The organism is Lysinibacillus sp. AR18-8, assembly GCF_001705465.1.
GTDB classification, from domain to species: domain Bacteria; phylum Bacillota; class Bacilli; order Bacillales_A; family Planococcaceae; genus Lysinibacillus; species Lysinibacillus capsici.
Genome location: NZ_MDGU01000015.1, coordinates 137,957 through 157,071, shown reverse-complemented (window position 1 = coordinate 157,071; position 19,115 = coordinate 137,957). Strand labels below are relative to the sequence as shown.

General features: G+C 38.1%; 19 protein-coding genes and 2 riboswitches. Of the genes, 6 read left to right on the top strand and 13 right to left on the bottom strand.

Features of this window, described 5'->3' with window-relative positions; genetic code table 11:
• The first annotated feature begins 8 nt into the window (after window positions 1–8).
• Window positions 9–686: a response regulator transcription factor gene (locus BFM98_RS13595; protein ID WP_054550752.1), complete on the top strand. Its 678-nt coding sequence runs from the start codon at window positions 9–11 to the stop codon at window positions 684–686.
• Window positions 683–1,756: a sensor histidine kinase gene (locus BFM98_RS13590; RefSeq protein ID WP_175400756.1), complete on the top strand. Its 1,074-nt coding sequence runs from the start codon at window positions 683–685 to the stop codon at window positions 1,754–1,756. The genes BFM98_RS13595 and BFM98_RS13590 overlap by 4 nt, the downstream gene beginning before the upstream one ends.
• Window positions 1,757–1,780: 24 nt before the next feature.
• On the opposite strand, the gene BFM98_RS13585 is transcribed toward BFM98_RS13590, so the two are convergent.
• Window positions 1,781–2,368, bottom strand: coding sequence for an NAD(P)H-dependent oxidoreductase (locus BFM98_RS13585; protein ID WP_054550751.1), 588 nt, complete (start codon window positions 2,366–2,368; stop codon window positions 1,781–1,783).
• A 121-nt stretch (window positions 2,369–2,489) separates the two neighbouring features.
• Between BFM98_RS13585 and BFM98_RS13580 the strand changes: the two genes are divergently transcribed.
• Complete coding sequence (locus BFM98_RS13580) at window positions 2,490–2,927, top strand: MarR family winged helix-turn-helix transcriptional regulator (RefSeq protein WP_016994314.1); 438 nt, start codon at window positions 2,490–2,492, stop codon at window positions 2,925–2,927.
• Window positions 2,928–3,198: 271 nt separating this feature from the next.
• Here the strand turns inward: BFM98_RS13580 and BFM98_RS24430 are convergent, their stop codons facing one another.
• Window positions 3,199–3,321 (bottom strand): hypothetical protein, encoded by a 123-nt coding sequence (locus BFM98_RS24430; protein WP_256389911.1) that lies wholly within the window; start codon window positions 3,319–3,321, stop codon window positions 3,199–3,201.
• Between the two features lie 130 nt (window positions 3,322–3,451).
• On the opposite strand from BFM98_RS24430, the gene BFM98_RS13570 reads away from it, so the two are divergent.
• A complete protein-coding gene (locus tag BFM98_RS13570) occupies window positions 3,452–4,255 on the top strand; it encodes a YqcI/YcgG family protein (RefSeq protein WP_016994316.1) in 804 nt (267 codons plus the stop codon).
• Here BFM98_RS13570 and BFM98_RS13565 read toward each other — a convergent pair.
• A complete protein-coding gene (locus BFM98_RS13565) occupies window positions 4,202–5,515 on the bottom strand; it encodes an amino acid permease (protein ID WP_066037657.1) in 1,314 nt (437 codons plus the stop codon). The genes BFM98_RS13570 and BFM98_RS13565 overlap by 54 nt on opposite strands.
• 17 nt (window positions 5,516–5,532) lie before the next feature.
• Window positions 5,533–6,468 (bottom strand): arginine deiminase family protein, encoded by a 936-nt coding sequence (locus BFM98_RS13560; RefSeq protein ID WP_048389934.1) that lies wholly within the window; start codon window positions 6,466–6,468, stop codon window positions 5,533–5,535.
• Between the two features lie 123 nt (window positions 6,469–6,591).
• Between BFM98_RS13560 and BFM98_RS13555 the strand changes: the two genes are divergently transcribed.
• Complete coding sequence (locus BFM98_RS13555; protein ID WP_048389932.1) at window positions 6,592–7,035, top strand: NUDIX hydrolase; 444 nt, start codon at window positions 6,592–6,594, stop codon at window positions 7,033–7,035.
• A 30-nt stretch (window positions 7,036–7,065) separates the two neighbouring features.
• Here the strand turns inward: BFM98_RS13555 and splB are convergent, their stop codons facing one another.
• Together splB and BFM98_RS13545 are read right to left on the bottom strand one after the other, a co-directional pair.
• Window positions 7,066–8,094: a spore photoproduct lyase gene (splB, locus tag BFM98_RS13550; RefSeq protein WP_048389930.1), complete on the bottom strand. Its 1,029-nt coding sequence runs from the start codon at window positions 8,092–8,094 to the stop codon at window positions 7,066–7,068.
• A gap of 12 nt (window positions 8,095–8,106) precedes the next feature.
• Window positions 8,107–8,331 carry a transcriptional regulator SplA domain-containing protein gene (locus tag BFM98_RS13545; protein ID WP_004232790.1) on the bottom strand — a complete coding sequence of 75 codons (225 nt, stop codon included), beginning with the start codon at window positions 8,329–8,331 and terminating at the stop codon, window positions 8,107–8,109.
• A 371-nt stretch (window positions 8,332–8,702) separates the two neighbouring features.
• Between BFM98_RS13545 and BFM98_RS13540 the strand changes: the two genes are divergently transcribed.
• A complete protein-coding gene (locus BFM98_RS13540) occupies window positions 8,703–11,804 on the top strand; it encodes a copper amine oxidase N-terminal domain-containing protein (protein WP_066037656.1) in 3,102 nt (1,033 codons plus the stop codon).
• A 176-nt stretch (window positions 11,805–11,980) separates the two neighbouring features.
• Here BFM98_RS13540 and BFM98_RS13535 read toward each other — a convergent pair whose 3' ends face one another.
• From BFM98_RS13535 to ribE, 7 genes are all read right to left on the bottom strand, one after another.
• Window positions 11,981–12,826 carry a GNAT family N-acetyltransferase gene (locus tag BFM98_RS13535; RefSeq protein ID WP_066037655.1) on the bottom strand — a complete coding sequence of 282 codons (846 nt, stop codon included), beginning with the start codon at window positions 12,824–12,826 and terminating at the stop codon, window positions 11,981–11,983.
• Between the two features lie 13 nt (window positions 12,827–12,839).
• Window positions 12,840–13,388 carry a histidine phosphatase family protein gene (locus BFM98_RS13530; protein ID WP_066037654.1) on the bottom strand — a complete coding sequence of 183 codons (549 nt, stop codon included), beginning with the start codon at window positions 13,386–13,388 and terminating at the stop codon, window positions 12,840–12,842.
• Between the two features lie 99 nt (window positions 13,389–13,487).
• On the bottom strand, window positions 13,488–14,795 hold the full coding sequence (locus tag BFM98_RS13525) for an ATP-binding protein (RefSeq protein WP_066037653.1): 1,308 nt from the start codon (window positions 14,793–14,795) through the stop codon (window positions 13,488–13,490).
• 321 nt (window positions 14,796–15,116) lie between these two features.
• Window positions 15,117–16,556, bottom strand: a complete 1,440-nt coding sequence (locus BFM98_RS13520) for a spore germination protein (protein ID WP_066037652.1) — start codon at window positions 16,554–16,556, stop codon at window positions 15,117–15,119.
• A gap of 138 nt (window positions 16,557–16,694) precedes the next feature.
• Entirely contained in the window at window positions 16,695–17,177 is a 483-nt protein-coding gene (ribH, locus tag BFM98_RS13515) for a 6,7-dimethyl-8-ribityllumazine synthase (protein ID WP_048389922.1), read from the bottom strand.
• A gap of 15 nt (window positions 17,178–17,192) precedes the next feature.
• Window positions 17,193–17,822 carry a 3,4-dihydroxy-2-butanone-4-phosphate synthase gene (ribB, locus tag BFM98_RS13510; RefSeq protein WP_048390479.1) on the bottom strand — a complete coding sequence of 210 codons (630 nt, stop codon included), beginning with the start codon at window positions 17,820–17,822 and terminating at the stop codon, window positions 17,193–17,195.
• A gap of 24 nt (window positions 17,823–17,846) precedes the next feature.
• On the bottom strand, window positions 17,847–18,485 hold the full coding sequence (gene ribE / locus BFM98_RS13505) for a riboflavin synthase (RefSeq protein WP_066037651.1): 639 nt from the start codon (window positions 18,483–18,485) through the stop codon (window positions 17,847–17,849).
• Between the two features lie 199 nt (window positions 18,486–18,684).
• Window positions 18,685–18,810: riboswitch (FMN riboswitch) on the bottom strand.
• A 116-nt stretch (window positions 18,811–18,926) separates the two neighbouring features.
• A riboswitch (FMN riboswitch) is annotated at window positions 18,927–19,052 on the bottom strand.
• Window positions 19,053–19,115: the final 63 nt, after the last annotated feature.

Here is a 19,115-nt window from a genome sequence, read left to right as displayed (position 1 = left end):
TTGTTGAGATGACAAAACTATTAGTCGTGGATGATGATGCACATATTCGCGAATTGGTAAAAGTGTTTCTGCAAAACGAGGGCTTAGAAGTAATAGAGGCTATCGATGGTGTCGATGCACTGTCTAAATTAGACACTGAGAAAGTCGATATGGTCGTGATGGATATTATGATGCCCAACATGGATGGCTGGGCATTATGTGAGGAAATACGTTCATTCAATACAGATCTACCAATCCTTATGCTAACAGCTAAAGGAGAAACCTCTCAAAAAATCAAGGGCTTTCATTTAGGGACAGATGATTATCTTGTGAAGCCATTCGAGCCTGCCGAACTAATCGTACGTGTTAAGTCTATTTTAAAAAGATATCGTATCTCCCTTTCTCAAGTTGTAGAAGCTGGAAATGTCAAATTAAATCGCCATACACATGAAGTGGAAATGAACGGCGAGACGATTCTCCTTCGTTTGAAGGAGTTCGAGCTATTATTTACACTTGCAAGCTATGTTGGCAAAACCTTTTCCCGTGAACAGTTGATCGAAGAAATCTGGGGCTACGACTATGAGGGAGATGAACGAACAGTTGATGTCCATATCAAAAGAATACGAGAACGCTTTCCACAGGAGACGAGTGGCTTTGTCATTCGCACCATTCGTGGTCTTGGTTACCGCCTGGAACTAGACACATGAGAAAACGAAGATTCTTGTTAAGATTAGCGCTGGTCTTTTGCCTGTTTCTGATTGCAAACACCGTTTTCGCTTTTATTTCCTATCATGTAACTTCATGGCTGTATGGACGGTTAGGAACTGAGCCTCATGGATTTTGGCTACAACTAGCAACAGTGATTGGGGTGTTTGCACTCTTTGCCTGTTCAGCTGCCATTATCTTTTTAATCGGACTAAATCGACAACGTAACTATTGGGATACGATTGTAGATGCATTAAGCCGCATGGCAAAAGGTGATTTTGATGTTCAGCTGGATTTGAGAGCAGATGAGGAGGATCAATTTGGGCAATTGATTCATGGTATTAATCATATGGCTGTTGAGTTAGGTGAACTGGAAAGAATGCGTCAGGAGTTCATTTCCAATGTCTCCCATGAAATTCAATCACCTTTAACATCTATTAATGGCTTTGCCAAGGCTTTGAAAAATATTAACCTACCTGAAGAAAAACGTCAGCATTATTTAGCTATAATTGAATTAGAAAGTAATCGTTTATCAAAAATTAGCGACAATTTGCTCAAGCTAACTTCCTTAGAATCGCAGCACCATCCATTTGAACCTATAACTTATCGACTCGATAAACAATTACGCAATGTTGTGCTGGCACTAGAACCGAATTGGTTAGCCAAACAGATTGACTTTGATCTCGATCTTGATAACCTAAGCATCACTGCAGATGAGGATTTGATGAATCAAGTCTGGATGAATTTACTGACAAACAGTATTAAGTTTACACCTACCAATGGAACCATCTCATTATCTATGAAAAAGCAGTTCGACACGATAACCGTTCGGGTTCAAGATACTGGCATAGGCTTAACCGAAGAACAACAAAAGCATATTTTCGAAAGGTTTTATAAGGCCGATCAATCGCGAACTGCTGGAAATGGCGGTAGCGGATTAGGGCTAGCCATTGTCAAAAAAATAATTGAGATGCATCATGGAACCATTGCTGTAGAAAGCCAAATAGCAGAATATACAAGATTTTTGATTACTGTCCCCATCGACAGTACGGCAACTCATGCAAACGACTAACCCCGTCTGCATGAGTTGTTTTTTCTAGTATGCTACTTTACTAAAGTATCGATATACTTTATTTAGTTTTTGCTGTTGCTTCCCCTTTTTACTTTCCATATTACCAAACTCAAAAAACTTCACTTTTTTCATTCCAACAAATTTAAACAACGCCCTTTTCATTAAAATTTTATGTGCATTGTTTAACCATAAAAATGGATAATTGGTTGGCCCCTTCATCGTGGACACACAGACTACAGACTTCCCTTTTAAAAGACCCTCTGGAAATAAACCCTTTGTATCTCGATAAGCAAAATTTGCTGCAAATAATTGGTCGATATATCCTAACAGCATGGCTGGCGGTCTCCCCCACCAGATCGGATAAACAAATACAATTTGATCTGCCCAAGAGAGCTGTTGGCGGTATTTTTCCATTTTCGGATCCCGATACATATCACGACGTCGTTTATGTTCATGGAAAATTAAGCGTGGATCGAACTCTTCTTCATATAAATCTAGTATCTGAATCTCCTCGATGGTAGGATTCTCTCGACACCCCTTTATCACTTCTTGTAAAAAAGCATAATTTAAACTTTTATGGTTGGGATATGTATAAACAATTAACGTTTTCATTGTGCGCCTCCTCGTTACTTATCATTTGATAACAAAATAATAATTCATTTCATTTTAGTTGTCAAATGATAATTGTTTTAGGACAAGTTATTTGTTATCTTGACAGTAAGAGGTGATCCCATTGAATAAAAGCGCTTTATTTCATCAGTTTGTAGCATTTACAGCCACAATCCATCAAGTGACACATGATCTCACACAAAATGTTAACACTGCGAATATTACACCGCTACAATATAAAATTCTTGAATATATTAAAGTAAGCCAACCTGTCACACCAACAGAAATCAGTGAATGTCAGCATATGTCCCTACCCAACACAAGCCGTGAACTTCGGAAATTGCAGGAACGGCAGCTAATTGAAAAATTTAACGACACAGCCGACCGCAGAAAGCAGTATGTCCGTTTATCCAAAGAGGGTGAAAAAATGATGGAGGAGGCATTTGCCTGTATCGAAGAACGCTTTTTACAGCTTATTCAACACGCAACACAGGATGATCTAAAGGACATCCAACATGCTCTCACCATTTTAGAGGAAAAGGTTTTACAGCAAAACGGCTAAGACCATGCTGCTTTTCGGGTGTGGTGATCGCTACTATTGGAGAAGCAGGAGGCGAGATCTTTTTTGACTGAAATTGCTCTTGCTTTGGTTTGAAGTGATCATTTTTTTCAAAACCGATCTTTTCTTTGCTCGAAGTGATCATTTATTGTTCAAAACCGCTCTTTCCTTTGCTCTAAGTGATCACTTTTCAATCGCTACCGCTCTTTCTTTGGTTTAAAGTGCTCGCTTCTGATTCAAAGCCGCTCTTTTCTTGGCTTGAAGCACTCTCTTTTCATGCAAAGCCGTTCTTTTCTTGGTTCGAAGCGCTCTCTTTTACTTCAAATTGCTCATCTCCTTGCTCAGAGTGATCACTTCTAAACCAAAACTGCTCATTCTTCTTTAAGGAATTATTCATCTTACACGCAAAAAGGTTAGCCATAATTTGACTTGAATCATTAAAAATCTTTAGTGTCACGCACCACAGATTCGTAACCACTTTGTCTTTTCTTTAATAGTATAAAGGTGAGTAGAAGGAGGAGTCTCAAGTGGAAGTAGTGTTTGATCGGGAGTGGATTGAAGAACAGTTTGATACACTTCCATTATGGCAACGGTCAGCCTATACAGATTTTGCTGCCACGATTGCGGATGAAGCAAATACGTTTCCGTGTATACCAGCAAGAATGGGCTTTTTATCAAACCATTTGCGCTATAGTTTTGTCGGGGATCCACGGGAAGAGCAATCGATTAAAATGTTAGCACAATGCTTAAAGGACTATACGAAAGCATCACGAACTTTCGGAAAGTATACAACTCTTACTGTGTTCTTTCATACCCCTCACGATATGCAAGATAGCTTTGAGGTAGCAGATTATCAGCAGTTATTTTGGTCCATATTAAATAATTTAACCAATTTGGATGAGATGAATTGGCCTGAAGGAATACCAATGGAGCCTACTCACCATGAATGGGAGTTTTGCTTTCATGGTGAACCCTATTTTATCTCTTGTGCAACACCAGCCCATAAATTGCGAAAGAGTCGTCATTTTTCCACTTTATTAATGGCCATTCAACCCCGTTGGATATTCGATGATATAAACGACACCACAGCCTTTGGGCGAAAAATCAAAAAGCTCATTCGTCAGCGGATTGCAGACTACGACACAGTCCCAGGACATCCAGATTTGAAATGGTATGGGCAAGAAGATAGTTATGAATGGAAGCAGTACTTCTTAAGTGATGATAACCATAGTCCATCCAAATGTCCTTTTTTAAGGATGTCTCAGGAAAACGGTTCATTACGTAATGTTTTTTTGCCTTTTCACAACAATCCAGGTCGCCACACTGATTAAGACTATAAAGAGCAGGCTCACATAAAAACCGAGTCTGCTTGTTTTTTCACCTAAAGTTCCAGATACCGTCACAGCAATGAGCAACATCCCCATAGCATTCTTTACATGCCCCCACTTAGTTAACTCCATGAGCTTCCAGTAGGTCACTAAAATAAAAAGCCAATTATAGATCAACATTAAACCCGCCGCTGTAATTAAATATTCAAAGATTTTTTCTGGCATCAAAAAACCAATTACAATCGTAATTACTAGCCCACTCGTTAAAAATAAAAAGGCTGGAAAAGGAACTTTCATTTTTCCTTTCTTTGCAAGGACTGCCGGTGCATCATGATCCTCTGCAAGTGTAGTGAGAATGGTGATCACCGCGTAAAGCGAGGCCACCATTGTTGAAAAACCAGCAATGATTAGCACACCATTAAAGATATCTGCCACAAAAGGGATATGGTGTCCTTGAAGCGCTGTAATAAAAGGACTTTCATCAATCGAAAAGTCTTTCCACGAAACGAGTACTAATGCAAGGGCGATGGCCATGATAAAAATAACGGTAATCACGATCAGCATAATTCTCCCCGCTTTTGGCGCCTCTTTTGGATTTTTCAAATCGATGACCATTAAACCCATCACTTCAATTCCTCCGTAGGCATAAAAGGCATAAAGTAATCCGAGCCAAATACCTTTTAGTCCTTGTGAAAAAAATGCTTCATAATTAGCTTGAAGTGAAGCCATTGTAGTAGATGGTGTACCTCTCATGATGATAACCACTGCTACAATAATGAACATAATGATGGCAGCTGCCTTTAAGGCACCGAAGATATTTTGGAAATTTTCAAAGCCCTTCATGCCTGTGAGAATAACGACTAAACCAATAGCAGCATAAATCGATGCAGCAATCCACAGGGGCAGCACCGGAAACCAAAATTTCGTAAAAATGCCGAGCGCCATCAGCTGGCTTCCCATGATTAATAGCTCAGAAATCAAGTACACCCAGCCATTGCTAAATCCTGCCCAGCGTCCAAAGGCTTGCTTGGCATAGGTACGAAAAGAGCCTTTATCTGGATTTTCCACAGACATTTTAACAAGTGCATCATACACGATATACGTACAAATGGCCGCTAATAAAAAAGGTATTAATACCGCAGGCCCACTTTTATGAATGGCCATACTTGTCCCAAGAAAAAAGCCAGTGCCCAAAGTACAACCGATACCAAGAAGCGAAAGCAGCCACCAGGCCATACTTCCTTTAGCTGATTTTGAAGTCATTTGTTCTCAACCCTTCGTTACGTTCTTACCAATGGCAATGTCATACATCGAATGCCACCACCGCCTTTTTCAAGCTCAGTGACATCAACTTCAAGCAAGTTTTTATTCTTCAGCAGTGGATGCGCCAATAATTGTTGTTGTGTTGCCTGCTTGCTTATCAACAGTGTTTCTGGATTCAGGTTAATAAAGTTGATGTCTGGAATGGTCTTATACGAGTTCAGCCAGTAAACATCCAAACCATGACGCTTTAAAAATGACTCTACCATATCAAAACGACTGCTTTGAGCTGTTAACACCTGAATAGGAAAATGGCGTACAAAGCTTTTAGCAACAACCAGATTCGCATTTACAACATTACAATTCATATCTAAATGCAGCGTATCATTGCTTTTCGGTAAATCAATTATGGCAATTTCAGAAAACCCCTCTTGAAAAATGCCTTCCTTTAAGCTTTCGATAGCTTCTATCGAAGTTCTCATTCCAAGATTAATAAGTACAGCATCTTTATTTAAAATTAACAAATCTCCACATTCGAAGGAATGAAGCGGCTGCAAATTAGCTTTCCATTGTTGTGGAAACCATTTTTCTAATAGTGAATGTGCAAGAGGGTACTCTGGTTTTCTAAGTGAGGTTCCAGCATTTCCAAGTAAAAGCCGATTCCCAATGACACAGGCTAGGTCACGCACAAAATAACGATTGAGGAGCTGCTCACTTAATAGCTGCTGATCGTGGGCTAGTTCTCTTGCATAATCAAGTACATGTACCCCTGCGTTTTCGAATGTTGTCTTTAATGCCATGAAATTATCCATCGCCTTCTGATGGTTGACCGTATCACTCCAACCAACCTGCTCTGCTATTGTTAAATCCGTTACATCTACGAGTGAAGGTGCACAAAGCATCACTACTTTCAGTTCTCCATGTTCTGACCAACAATTTAGTTGAAATGAATCCATTCAAGTATTCTCTCCTTCTTCACAACAATCTCTGTTAGCGTTACCATTGACTTTCAGATTATACAAAGACCATAATTAAGAAGAATTTACCAATTAAAACTATTTAGAGAAAGGGGTGTCATTATGGAATACTATAAATTTTTAAGACAGTATGTAGGACACCAACCAATTATTTTACCTGGATCGGTGGTTCTCATTCTTAATACTGAAAACGAAATATTACTACAAAAAAGATATGATGGCGGTTGGGGGCTCCCTGGAGGCTTAATGGAATTAGGCGAGAGCTTAGAGGATACTGCCAAAAGAGAGGTACAAGAAGAGACAGGACTAGCCATCACAGATTTACAGTTATTAGGTGTTTTTTCTGGTCCGGATTGTTACCTTAAAGTTTCGAATGGGGACGAATTATACGCCGTTACAGCAGTCTTCTATACAAGAAATGTGCTTGGTAATTTAGTGATTGATTACAATGAATCAGAGACAATGCAATATTTCTCTCTTTACCATTTACCAAACGATTTAAAAGATCGTCGATATATTGAACCATATATCGCACAATTAATTTAGAGAGAAAACAAGCCGTTCTCTCTCTAATTATCATGTAAAATATTCTAATTTTGCTTGAGGAAAAAATTTCTGCATATAGCGATACAAATGTTCCTTAATGTCTTCCTCTTCCTCTTTTTGATAAATATATTTACCAATGCCATATTTGCCCCATTTATATCGTCTTACCGTCTCGTCGAGCTCTAGCTTTGTCATTGGATAATTTTTTTCAATCACTCGTTTTGCAGGCTTTGTAAAGCGATGTTGAATAAATTCAAAGGTGATGTCATCGCGCACATCCTTTGGCAATTCAGCGTCCAATCGCTCAAACATATGATAATAGCCCTCCTGCCAGCCATCATGAAGATAGATTGGCGCAACAATAAATCCGAGTGGGTATCCAGCTCTTGCCACTTTCCCCGCTGCCTCAATGCGCTTTTCCAATGGTGATGTACCTGGCTCAAAGTGCTTAATCACATAATCAGCATTGACACTAAAACGAAACCTTGTACGACCATTATGCTTAGCATCTAATAAATGATCCACATGATGGAATTTCGTTACAAATCGTAACTGACCTAGCTCACTTTGTCCAAAATGCTCAATGGCTCGCTTTAAGGTATGCGTAAGATGATCAATTCCTACAATATCAGAAGTACAGGATGCCTCAAAGCGAGTGATGTCAGGTGCTCGTTCAGCCATATAGTGATCGGCCTGTTCTAGGATTTCATCGACATTGACATACGTCCGAATATAAGGTTTGCTGCCCATAGTTGTTTGTAAATAGCAATAATGACAATGTCCCATACAGCCAGTCGCAAATGGGATGGCATATTCCGCTGAGGGCTTAGATGTATCAAACTTTAATGTTTTTCGAATACCCACTACTAAGGTCGATTTTGCTACCCGATACTTTTGAAAATCATTGTCTCCAGGAAGGTTTCTCACTTGATTATGGGAAGTTGTATAGCGAATTTCAATTCCCATCTGCTCAAACTTCTCTTTTAGCTCCTGACCTAATGGATACTGGAGGGCATCTGGCTCAAAATAAACAAGCTGAGGGGTAAATGGCTTTATCATATGAGTCCTCCCTTAATGAAAATACTGGTGATAGGCCTGTTCAGCCGCCATCTCGCTTGCAAAAATCACCATGTCATTCGTGATTGGATAATAGGTTTCAAATAAAAATAGAGCTAGCTCCTCTGGTTTTTCTGGATGATAAACGACTGCCGCTTCCTGTATATTCGTTACATCTTGAATATGTGGATTGCGGTAAAAAATATAAACAATATCACCCACATCAAATGGTTGTTGCATCTCTTCACCTTCCTCTGCCTTTCCATTAGTTTGGTGAAAGTGTACAAAAAATATGTCATAAAAAATTTAGTTGGTAATATACATACAGTCTTGCAGTTATTTTAAGAAAATTGCACTTCCCGTAAATTGTAACACTTCAATTTAACCTGCTTTATTCAATTCTCCTACGTCGAATAGTGTGAGGTTATCCACTCAAAATTCCCTTACTCTTTTCAATCATCTTGTAAGGAAAGTAAGCCAGAATAAGTATCAAAACTGCATGATGGTTAAATTTTCTTCAAAAGGTAAAAGGGTGAAACTTTTAGGATGCTCATACGTTAAATTAGATGTCATGCTAAGTCATTCAAATGGCATGAAGAAGGGTGGAATTTATGAAAAAAATATGGACTTTACTTTTTGCTGTGATACTTATTGTACCGTTAGTATTGCAGCCGGCAACCGCACAAGCGGCAAAAGCCATCACAATTAATGTGGATGGGGTGCAATTAAAAACCGATCAGCCACCAGCGATGATTCAAGGACGTGTTATGCTACCACTTAGAGCGATCTTTGAAGCATTGAATGCAAGCGTAAACTGGGACCAAAAGACTCAAACAGTCACAGGGATAAAAGGTGATACAACGGTAGTTCTCAAGATTAAATCGAAGACAGCTACTATTAATAACCAGACAGTAACGCTTGATGTACCAGCACAGGTATTAAAAGGTAGAACAATGGTACCAGTACGCTTCGTCAGTGAAGCACTTGGGCAGGATGTTGATTGGAACTCAGAAAAACAGCAAGTATCTATTAAATCTGACACTCCAAGTAATATCAGTATTGCTCCAGCGAGCAATGTGTCAGTTCGAGATGTGAATGATCAGGGAGATGGGCGTGATCTTGAGGTTAGCTTCTCTAAATCGTCTACAGAATCATATGTAGATCATTATCGGGTTATGGTTGTGAAGGCTTCTAAAAGTTTTAATTTGTCATCAGCTCTTAAAGTCTCCTCTTCTAATTATTCGGTGGTATCGACTTCAAATGCGAATCGTGCCGTAACTTTATCGCAAAACTCGCGAGATGTGGACGGAGACTACATAAAAAATGATCAGTCTTATGTGGTTTATATACTTGCCATTGGTAAAGGTTCTTATTCTAGCGTATTATCAACTTCTTCTCCGAAGATTACTCTAACAAACATGTCTACTGTTACCGCAGTAACAAATGTGAAGATTAGCGATATTAACGATTTTGGCGATGGACGTGATGTCTCAGTTAGCTTTACTCGTCCACAAAATGATAGCAATACTTCCAATTACCGTGTGTTTATAGTAAAGACCAAGGATGCTAACAATTTTAGTCTTACCACTGCGAATAATTTATCCAGCAATTATTATACAACAGTGGACAAATCAGGAAGCAACGGCAGTACGTTGATAGCAACTCTGTCTTCCTCAACACGAGATACTTCAGGTGACTTTATAAAGAATAACGAATCCTACACAGCGTTCGTTATGTCTGTAAGTAATACGAATTCTGGCATGAATAAACTCTCGCCTGCTTCATTAGCAGTAACGCTTACTGTATCTACTCCAACTATTACACAAGTAGATGATGTTAATGATTTTGGCGATGGACGCGATTTGAGAGTTAGCTTCAACAAAGTGTCTGACGAATCTAATGTTAACTCTTACCGAATTTTTGTTGTAAGAGCTAACAACTATACGAACTTTACATTGACAAAAGCCAACAGTTTACCTAGCACTTATTACACACAAGTGAACAAAACAGGCAGCAATATTACTCAGGTGCTCTCTGCAGGGGCAAAAGATACTGACGGTTATGCCATTCAAAATGGCGTTAGCTATCGTGTATTTATTATGGCAGTAACTAATAACTCTGCAAATAATGTGCTTTCTTCAGCCTCCAATATGATTTCGCTGCTTAGCAACAATGTGGGTGCAGTGTCGAATATCATTGCCAGCGATGTGAGCGATTATGGTAACGGTCGTGACCTCTTTGTGTCATTCAATAAAGCTGTTGATGAGGCACCTATTAATCACTATCGAATTATGGTGGTACCAACAGCAAATTACAATAATTTTAGTCTGACGGATGCTAATAGCGTATCCAGCAGCAATTACACAACTGTTAATAAATCTGGGAAATCCACATATGAGCAAGCGTTATCTGAAAATACTCGGGATGTGCGCGGAAATACTATTAAAGAAGGTACGAACTACCGTATCTATGTACTGACTGTTGCCAATGGAAATACATTAGGAAACAATGCGCTAACTGACGCAACGTCTACAGTTACACTAACTAAGAACTTCACTGTGCAAGCTGTAACTAATTTGAATGTTGCAGATATCGATGATAAAGGGGATGGCCGTGATGTGCAAGTAACATTCACGAAGCCTACAGATGAATCGAATGTTAATCATTATCGGATTTTAATGGTACCAACTGCATATTACAGTAGCTTTAATCTTTCACAAGCCAATAGTAGCTCTTATTACATCACAGAAAGCAAAGGTGGAAATTTAGCAGCAAATAGAACATTGGATGGGATTAGGGATGTACGAGGTAATTTTATTACAGAAGGAACTAGCTATCGCGTCTATGTACTGACTGTTGCAAATGGTAACTCTTTAAATGCCTACGCTTTATCCTCTCCTTCACCTGTGATTACAATTAGTAAAAGCAAAGTCGTTCAGGCAGTAAGCAATATTAATGTTAGCGATGTTGGTGATTATGGAGATGGTCGAGATCTACAGATTTCGTTTACAAAACCTTCTGATGAATCAAATATAGATAGTTACCGTATTCTAGTTGTGCCCGCATCAAAGGCAAATGACTTTGATCTGAATACAGCTATTAGAGCTACTAATTATACAGGTTGGAGTAAAGGCCTGTATAGTGTGAAATTGGGTGCTGATAGTAGAGATACAGACGGAAGACTTATAACGAATGGCCAAGAATATCGCGTATATATCTTGTCTGTAGGTGGTGGAAATTCTAAGGAAATGTATAGCTTATCCTACCCATCTTCCTACATTGCTTTGGAAGACCTTTCAGCCCCTGGATCAGTGGAGAAAGTAACACTCAGTCTTCAGGGCGACGGATATAAATATAACAATATAAACATTAGCTTTGATGTCAAAAATGGTCAAAGCGTAACGGAGTATAGAGTGTTTATGTTGCCGAAGGATAAAGCAGAAAGTTTCAAATTGGGGGATGCTATTAGCAATCCAAATAGCACCAGAATTCAACCGAATCCTCTCTCCAACGTTAGCCAAGCGCTAAGCAAACCAGTAGATGCATTTGGTAATCAACTTGATTCATCTACAGAATATGTTGCTAAGGTTCTGACTTTGGCGAAAGGAACTTATTCGCTATCGAACACATCAATTAATTCGGTGCAACTCCAGAAATATCCTGAAAATAACAATAATAATGGGGCGTCCCAAGACCCTCAAACTAATCAATAGGTCCATTACTTTTATAGCAGGTACTCCTATGGTGTATACATCACCATAAGGAGTACCTTCTTGTTTTATAATAATAGATTACTTTTCTCTGTTTAAAACATGGTCCGATTGCATTATATACTTCATTGCTCTATTTCCACTTTTTTATCACTTCGTATACTGAACGACAACCAAGCTTATAGTTGCTTTGTCATCTGTACCTGCTCTGTTGTCACCTTTAATCCATGCTTTAACAAATAGCTCGTTGCTGGATTGCTCGCTAAGAAATTCACTGTCGTCAAATGGACTTTATGTGTTGTAATACTTGCTAAAAACTGTGTTATTAACTCTACATTACTTTCCTCTAGTATCACCATTTGATAAAGTAGAATACGCTCCACCTCACCATATTCATTCCACAATGTTTTGTATAGCATATAGCCAAGTGGTTCATGGTTATCATTATAAAACACCTTTGCTTCCCCATGCTTCACGCTCTGCCAGTTACACTGCCAAGGAACATTTTCCCGATAGAAAGATAGATGTGCTAGCTGCTCTGGGCGAATGGTCGCTATATGAAGGGCTACTGTAGATGTTACCTTGGCTTCATACTCGCCGCTTAAAAATAGTAATTGATTGGCAACCACATAGCCATATTTTTCATACAAGGCAATGGCTACCTGATTTTCCTTAATGGCTTCTAACGTACCCAATTCTACATTTTCTCGCTTATAGATAGCTAGGGTTTCCTCCATTAATATGCGCGAGACACCCTTACCACGATATGCTGGAGAAATACCAGTCCCACCATTCCAAGCTGTTTTTTGGCCATCGATGGTACGAAAGCCATTCATCACAATGGCAATCGGTTCCTCTTGATCAAAAACGACAATAGAATGCTCAGAAGATAAGCCTTCCCCCACTAGTCGCTGTAAAAACATTTCTGCTGTCATATTAATTTCAATAAAATAACCTTCAAAGCCTTTGTTCCATGCTTTCAATACTTCATCTAATGTACATTGTGCAACTGTTTTAATCTTCATACAATCCCTCTTTTCAAATGGAATCTAATGCTGCTAGATTTTCTAAGGTTAGTTTTCTCACAATCTCATAACCATGTCCTTGACCTTTAGGTTTTATGACAACCGTCCCCATATTCGAAATGATGCCCAGCCCCACATTTCTTGGAAAGCTATGCCCAATGATTATGTTGTTTATGCCCTCAGGTGGAATGATTTCCAGCATCGATGTAGAAATCGTTAATATACTGCTTTGCACTACTGTAGGAAGATTGCCACCTAACATAAAGATTTCAAACAAGAAGGGGTCAATTTGGAGATTGCTGTTGGGAAATGCCAAACGTGCTGTTTCAATGGTCCTACAAAAAGGACTGGTAGTGATGGTGGAAAGGATGGGAATTTGCCAATAGCGTAGCATTTGACCATAATAAATTGCCTCCCTACGACCTTGATCGGATAAATTCCGTTGATTTTGACAACTTTGAAATGTACCATATGCTTGATCTACACCAATAGTTGCTGTTCCGTGTCTTGCATATAAAGTTAGCCCACCTTTTCTCAATAACGCTAGGAGACCCTTTTCCATTTTCTTCATCTCCTTCATCATATCACTTTCTACTTTGTAATGTATGTACTGTACATAGAAAAAAGCTCCCCACAACTTTTTGTAGGAAGCTTTTTTCTGTTATTTTATTGGAATTCTGACAATAGCAGTCGTTTCTAAATGTTTTGATGAATCAATTGAAATATGACCATTATATTTAGTGACAATTTCTTTGACAATAAATAAGCCTTGCCCTCTTAGTCTACCATTCTCATGTTTTTTCGTTGAAAATCCTTGTTTGAATATGTGATCGGGATTCGCAATATTTGGCCCAGTATTGGTAATTTTAAATTCATACTGAGATTCATCTGCTGTACAGCAAATCTTAATCTTACGTTGTTCCTCAGGTAATTCAACAGCAGCATCAATCGCATTATCAATTAAATTGGATAGAATCTTGATTAAATCTGTCGTTTTAATCTTATTAAAGTCATTTTGAGAAAGCGTAAAATCCATATCAATATGATGATTTTGAGCCGTTAATTTCTTCGTTTGCAATAAGATGGACAAACCTGGATGATCAATATTTAATTTTAATGACTTGATCGCCTGAACTTCTTTTGATAGTGAGGATAAATATTGTCTTGCCTGATCTGTTTTTTCTAATTGTAATAAACCATGTAACACTTGGATATGGTTCGTAAAATCATGACGTAGGGACGACACCGAAGTAATCAATGTTTTGATTTCTGCTAGATATGTGTCCTCTGTAGCGCCAACTTCCTTCGCTACCTCTTTTTGATACCATCTTTGTAAAAATAAAAAAGAACCGATGACAATTAAAATAAGTACACCATTAAAAATAAAATTAAATAGGTTGTCTTCAATGACTTTACCCTTAATACCATTTAGCGTATCTGCACTAATGTCAATGCCTAAATACCCGATAATTGTTCCATTATCATCTTTGATGGGTGCACCAACAGATAAATAAGACCCATGTTCAGAATCATGAATTACCTCTGTAACATAGGTTTCACCATTATAGGCCTTTTCAACATGCTTTGCAGGGACAGTACAAACCACGCCAATACCGAAGCCCTCTTTCATTTCTTTTGGCATCCCTGTAATCATGGCTATAGATACTTCAGGATTATCCACCTTTAAGGTGTAAACAAATAGTGCACCTAATTTTATCCTTGCATCGTTTAAATAATTTCTTACTTTCCAATAATAATCATTTTCCTGTGGATTATTTAAAAATTGCTGATAGGCATAAGTATCTATGGATGCAGCAATAGAATGGGCTGCCTCTAAGCTTTGATTGGCAATCGACTCTTCAACGGTCTTTTTTATTTTTACATAGGATGTAAAGATGTTTAAACTTGTAAACAAACATAATAAAATCGTTGATAGAATTAATATTAGTTTTATTTTTCTATTTTTCATAAAAAACGGTACTTCCTCATCTATAAATATTCTAGAATATTATTATATTATAATTAACTCTATTTTTTGTTTGTAAAGCAAACATTGCTTGTATATCCTACATAAATTAAAACACAAAATCAATTTTTATTTTATTCATACCCAAAATTACACACTGTAACAAATAGTTTAATAATCCTTGACAAGAAAGTAAACTAAAAAGATAAGTAATAACTTTTTATGTCTCATTTCCTATTTAAATGGAAAATTGAAAAAACCACTAAAGCAAAGGTATCAAAAAAAGATCAGGTATCAACAATACCTGATCTCATCACAATATGCTTATTTTTTACTTGAAGTCCGTGTTTGATCTTGCGGCTTAAGAAAGGTAGGTCGTTTACTATAGCCCTTTGGAGATAGTCGCAATAGGGACTTACGTATATTGCCCTTTTCAAAATCGGCACTAAAGTTTACGTATGGCACTCCCAAGACTCTCATATTCGCAGTGTATAAAAGGATGAAAAACACGGATATAAAAAAACCAAATAAACCAAAAAACGCCGAAGCCATAATAATGATTAATCGAAAAATACTCATAGCCGTCACAAAGGATTGATTGACCAATGTAAATGCAGCGATACTGGAAATGGCAATCACAACAATCATTGAGGGGCTTGTAACACCTGCTTTAATCGCTGCATCCCCAATAATTAGTCCCCCTACCACACTAACTGAGCCACTGATTGCACTAGGAAGGCGCAAGTTAGCCTCTCGAAACAATTCAAACATAAATAGCATCATTAAAATTTCTAGAATGGTTGGAAAGGGCAATCCTGACCTCGATTCTACAACCGTAGCAAGTAGAAGAAACGGAAGCTGCTCTTGATGATAAGTCGTCAATGCAAGCCAAAAACCTGGCAGTAGCATACTTATTAATATACCGACAATTCTGAGTAATCGTTCCATCGAGCTAACAATGAGTGGGTACTCATTATCCTCTGCCGATTTAAAGAGCAACATAATATTTGTAGGTGTAATTATGGCATAGGACACACCATCAATCATTAAGAGTATTCTTCCTCTAATTAACGCCTGCATAGCAAAATCAGGTCTTCCTGTATAATCATGTCTTGGAAGAATTGTCGCTGTCTTTTCAATTTTTTCCATTAATAAGTCGCCATTGATAACAATATCCGTATCAATTTTTTGTAATTGAAGTCGAATTTGTTCTAGCATATTTAAATTCACAATGTCTTCCATATATAGTATGGCTACGGTTGTTTTAGAACGCTTACCAATTTCTAATGTCTCTACACTAAAAGAATTAGTCGGTAATCGTTTTCTTAATAAAGCAATATTAGTAAAAACATCTTCAATAAAGTCATCTCTAGGTCCCTTTACTACTAGTTCTAATGTTGTTTCCCCAGGCTCTCGATTGGGTCTTTTTGAAATATCACTAGAATAAAGTAATTGATTTTCTTCAAAATACAGTAAAACATGGCCTTTATAGACCCTAGTTACCGCATCCTCTTTCGATAAAATCTTTTGTAAATAGGGAATGTGTAAATGCTGTTCAATTTCTTTCTCTAGCATGTCCTCAGTGACATTGCTTAACAAAGATTGAACACGTTGAACAACCACAGTTTGAAGTATTTGCTCATTGACCATTGCATCACAAGTTATCAAATGTACTGTATATTGCTGAAAATTATATTGTTGGAAAATCACATCAGCAGAGCGTTGAAATAGTGATTTCAACATTTTCAAATTAATTTGTTCCATTGATGAAATACTTCTCATCTCCTACTGAGCCAGCTCAAGATTAGTACATTTATGAAAACAATCACCTTCAATAAATACACTTAAGCATATTTTTCCCATGGTTGTTCAAAATATTCAAAGAAACAAATGTTGTGACGACTATTCAAATTGTCCTGATCCAATCATTTTCTTTAGATTTGCCATCTCAATTGCAGACATTGCAGCATCATAGCCTTTATTACCAGATTTCGTTCCTGCACGTTCAATTGCCTGTTCAATATTTTCGGTAGTAACAATTCCAAAAATAACAGGTACATTCGTTGACAATGACACATTGGCAATGCCTTTTGCCGATTCATTACAAACATAGTCATAGTGTGTTGTAGAGCCACGAATAACAGTACCTAAACCAATAATAGCATCATATTTCTTCGTTTCTGCCAGTTGTTTCGCTATAAAAGGAACTTCAAAAGCTCCTGGCACCCATGCAACATCAATAGATGCAGAATCAACCCCATGACGAGTTAAACCATCCATTGCCCCATCCAATAATTTGCTAGTAATGAACTCATTAAAACGACCCACTACTACTGCAATTTTCAAATCCGTTCCAATTAATTGTGCTTCAAATGTTTGACCCATTGTTCCTTCTCCTTTTTACATAGAAATTTTAGTTTTATTAGTGGATAATTGTTTACGATAAGCAACCAATGCTTCTATCGAGATCATTTTTAAGCCATGATGTGCAGCGTAATTTGTTAGTTCTTCAAACCGAAGCATGTGCCCATCATCACCCATAATTTCGCAAATAACACCTGCAGGTACGCTATGACAAAGCTTCGCTAGATCAATAGTGGCCTCCGTGTGCCCTCTCCGTTCCAGCACTCCTTGCTCTTTCGCAATCAACGGAAAAATATGGCCTGGTCGACGAAAATCAGTTGGCTTAGCTTGCTTTTCTATCATTCTTTGTATCGTTAGCGCACGCTCAAAGGCGCTAATCCCTGTCGTTGTTTCTACATGATCGATACTTACCGTAAATGCGGTTTGATGGTTATCTGTATTGTGCTGAACCATTGGATATAAATCTAGCTTTTGTGCAAGCTGCTGCGAAATCGGCGTACAAATTAAACCTCTACCATTGGTTGCCATAAAGTTGATTGTTGCTGGTGTGATGAATTCAGCGAGTGCCAGAAGATCTCCTTCATTTTCTCGATCCTCATCATCAACCACCACAATCATATTGCCCTGCCTTAAATCCTCTATGGCTTCTTCAATTGAATGTAGCACGATGATCAACTCCTATTCTGTGATTTAAAAACCATGTTGTGCTAAATAATCTCTTGTAATAGCTGGCGTTGTTTGCCCCTTTTTTAATTGCCCTATAATGTATTTTCCAACTAAATCGGTTTCGATATTAACGATTGCTCCAACCCTCTTCATACCTAAAACGGTTTCTTTGTAAGTATGAGGAATAAGTGAAATTGTGACACTATTGGCTTCAACATGAAAAAGGGTTAAGCTTGTGCCATCAATTGTTATGGAACCCTTTGGAATACAAAAGTTGGTTAGCTCCTCTGACATTTCGATATCAATATAAACGGCGTTTGCTACTGGACGTTTTCGCAAAATTTTGCCGACTCCATCAACATGACCAGCAACAAAATGGCCACCAAATCGTCCATTAGCAGGCATGGCACGCTCCAAATTAACAGAATCGCCTATTGCCAGCTGCTGTAGATTTGTTGCTTTGACTGTTTCAGGCATAACATCCATCGTAAGCTGCTGTTGTGTGAAATTTGTCACTGTTAAACAAACTCCATTGACCGCTATACTGTCACCAAGCTTGACATCCTCCGTTATCTTAGCTGATTGAACCGTAATTTCCATACTGTCCCGATCGCTTTGCACGGCTTTTATGATACCAATATCCTCTACAAGTCCTGTAAACATTCCATCACCTACTCTACTTTATTAGCACTTCTATCCTTTACTTTTAAAGTTGATCCACCTGTTTTTGTGCCTTATCCTTCTCCCTTCTCTCGTTAGCAATAAAAAATAAAAACCCCTTTACATCAAAGGGGTTTTGGGAGTATAAGACATCAACAAATAAGCCTAGTTGAAAACAATTTTTTCATAGACCGTCATCTCATTCGTTCTTCTCCCATCCAGACTATCACTGTCGGTTTTGGATTTGCACCAAATCAGCTTGCGCTCACGGACTTTGAATTGCTTCATCACCGCCGATTGGGAATTTCACCCTACCCCGAAGAACATCTTCTATTCGATTGTAGCTAAATAAAAAAACTTCCCACAAGATGATTGGGAAGTTTTGTAATAAATGCATAGTCAAATAAACCTTCTAAATTAGTATCAATTTAAAAAGTTCGCATTTTTACCCTTCTCCCATCCAGACTGTAACTGTCGGTTTTGGATTTGCACCAAATCAGCTTGCGCTCACGGACTTTGAATTGCTTCATCACCGCCGATCGGGAATTTCACCCTACCCCGAAGAATATTTTTATTTAGCTAATCTTACGATAACACTATTTTATTATATTATCCATCCTTCTTTTTAAATTT

Bases quoted from the DNA above. Each gene is read 5' to 3' on its own strand.
- BFM98_RS13595 (WP_054550752.1), top strand. From the start codon at position 9: ATGACAAAACTATTAGTCGTGGATGATGATGCACATATTCGCGAATTG.
- BFM98_RS13590 (WP_175400756.1), top strand. From the start codon at position 683: ATGAGAAAACGAAGATTCTTGTTAAGATTAGCGCTGGTCTTTTGCCTG.
- BFM98_RS13585 (WP_054550751.1), bottom strand. From the start codon at position 2,368: ATGAAAACGTTAATTGTTTATACATATCCCAACCATAAAAGTTTAAAT.
- BFM98_RS24430 (WP_256389911.1), bottom strand. From the start codon at position 3,321: ATGAATAATTCCTTAAAGAAGAATGAGCAGTTTTGGTTTAGAAGTGAT.
- BFM98_RS13565 (WP_066037657.1), bottom strand. From the start codon at position 5,515: ATGACTTCAAAATCAGCTAAAGGAAGTATGGCCTGGTGGCTGCTTTCG.
- BFM98_RS13560 (WP_048389934.1), bottom strand. From the start codon at position 6,468: ATGGATTCATTTCAACTAAATTGTTGGTCAGAACATGGAGAACTGAAA.
- BFM98_RS13555 (WP_048389932.1), top strand. From the start codon at position 6,592: ATGGAATACTATAAATTTTTAAGACAGTATGTAGGACACCAACCAATT.
- splB (WP_048389930.1), bottom strand. From the start codon at position 8,094: ATGATAAAGCCATTTACCCCTCAGCTTGTTTATTTTGAGCCAGATGCC.
- BFM98_RS13545 (WP_004232790.1), bottom strand. From the start codon at position 8,331: ATGCAACAACCATTTGATGTGGGTGATATTGTTTATATTTTTTACCGC.
- BFM98_RS13540 (WP_066037656.1), top strand. From the start codon at position 8,703: ATGAAAAAAATATGGACTTTACTTTTTGCTGTGATACTTATTGTACCG.
- BFM98_RS13535 (WP_066037655.1), bottom strand. From the start codon at position 12,826: ATGAAGATTAAAACAGTTGCACAATGTACATTAGATGAAGTATTGAAA.
- BFM98_RS13530 (WP_066037654.1), bottom strand. From the start codon at position 13,388: ATGGAAAAGGGTCTCCTAGCGTTATTGAGAAAAGGTGGGCTAACTTTA.
- BFM98_RS13525 (WP_066037653.1), bottom strand. From the start codon at position 14,795: ATGAAAAATAGAAAAATAAAACTAATATTAATTCTATCAACGATTTTA.
- BFM98_RS13520 (WP_066037652.1), bottom strand. From the start codon at position 16,556: ATGGAACAAATTAATTTGAAAATGTTGAAATCACTATTTCAACGCTCT.
- ribH (WP_048389922.1), bottom strand. From the start codon at position 17,177: ATGGGTCAAACATTTGAAGCACAATTAATTGGAACGGATTTGAAAATT.
- ribE (WP_066037651.1), bottom strand. From the start codon at position 18,485: ATGTTTACAGGACTTGTAGAGGATATTGGTATCATAAAAGCCGTGCAA.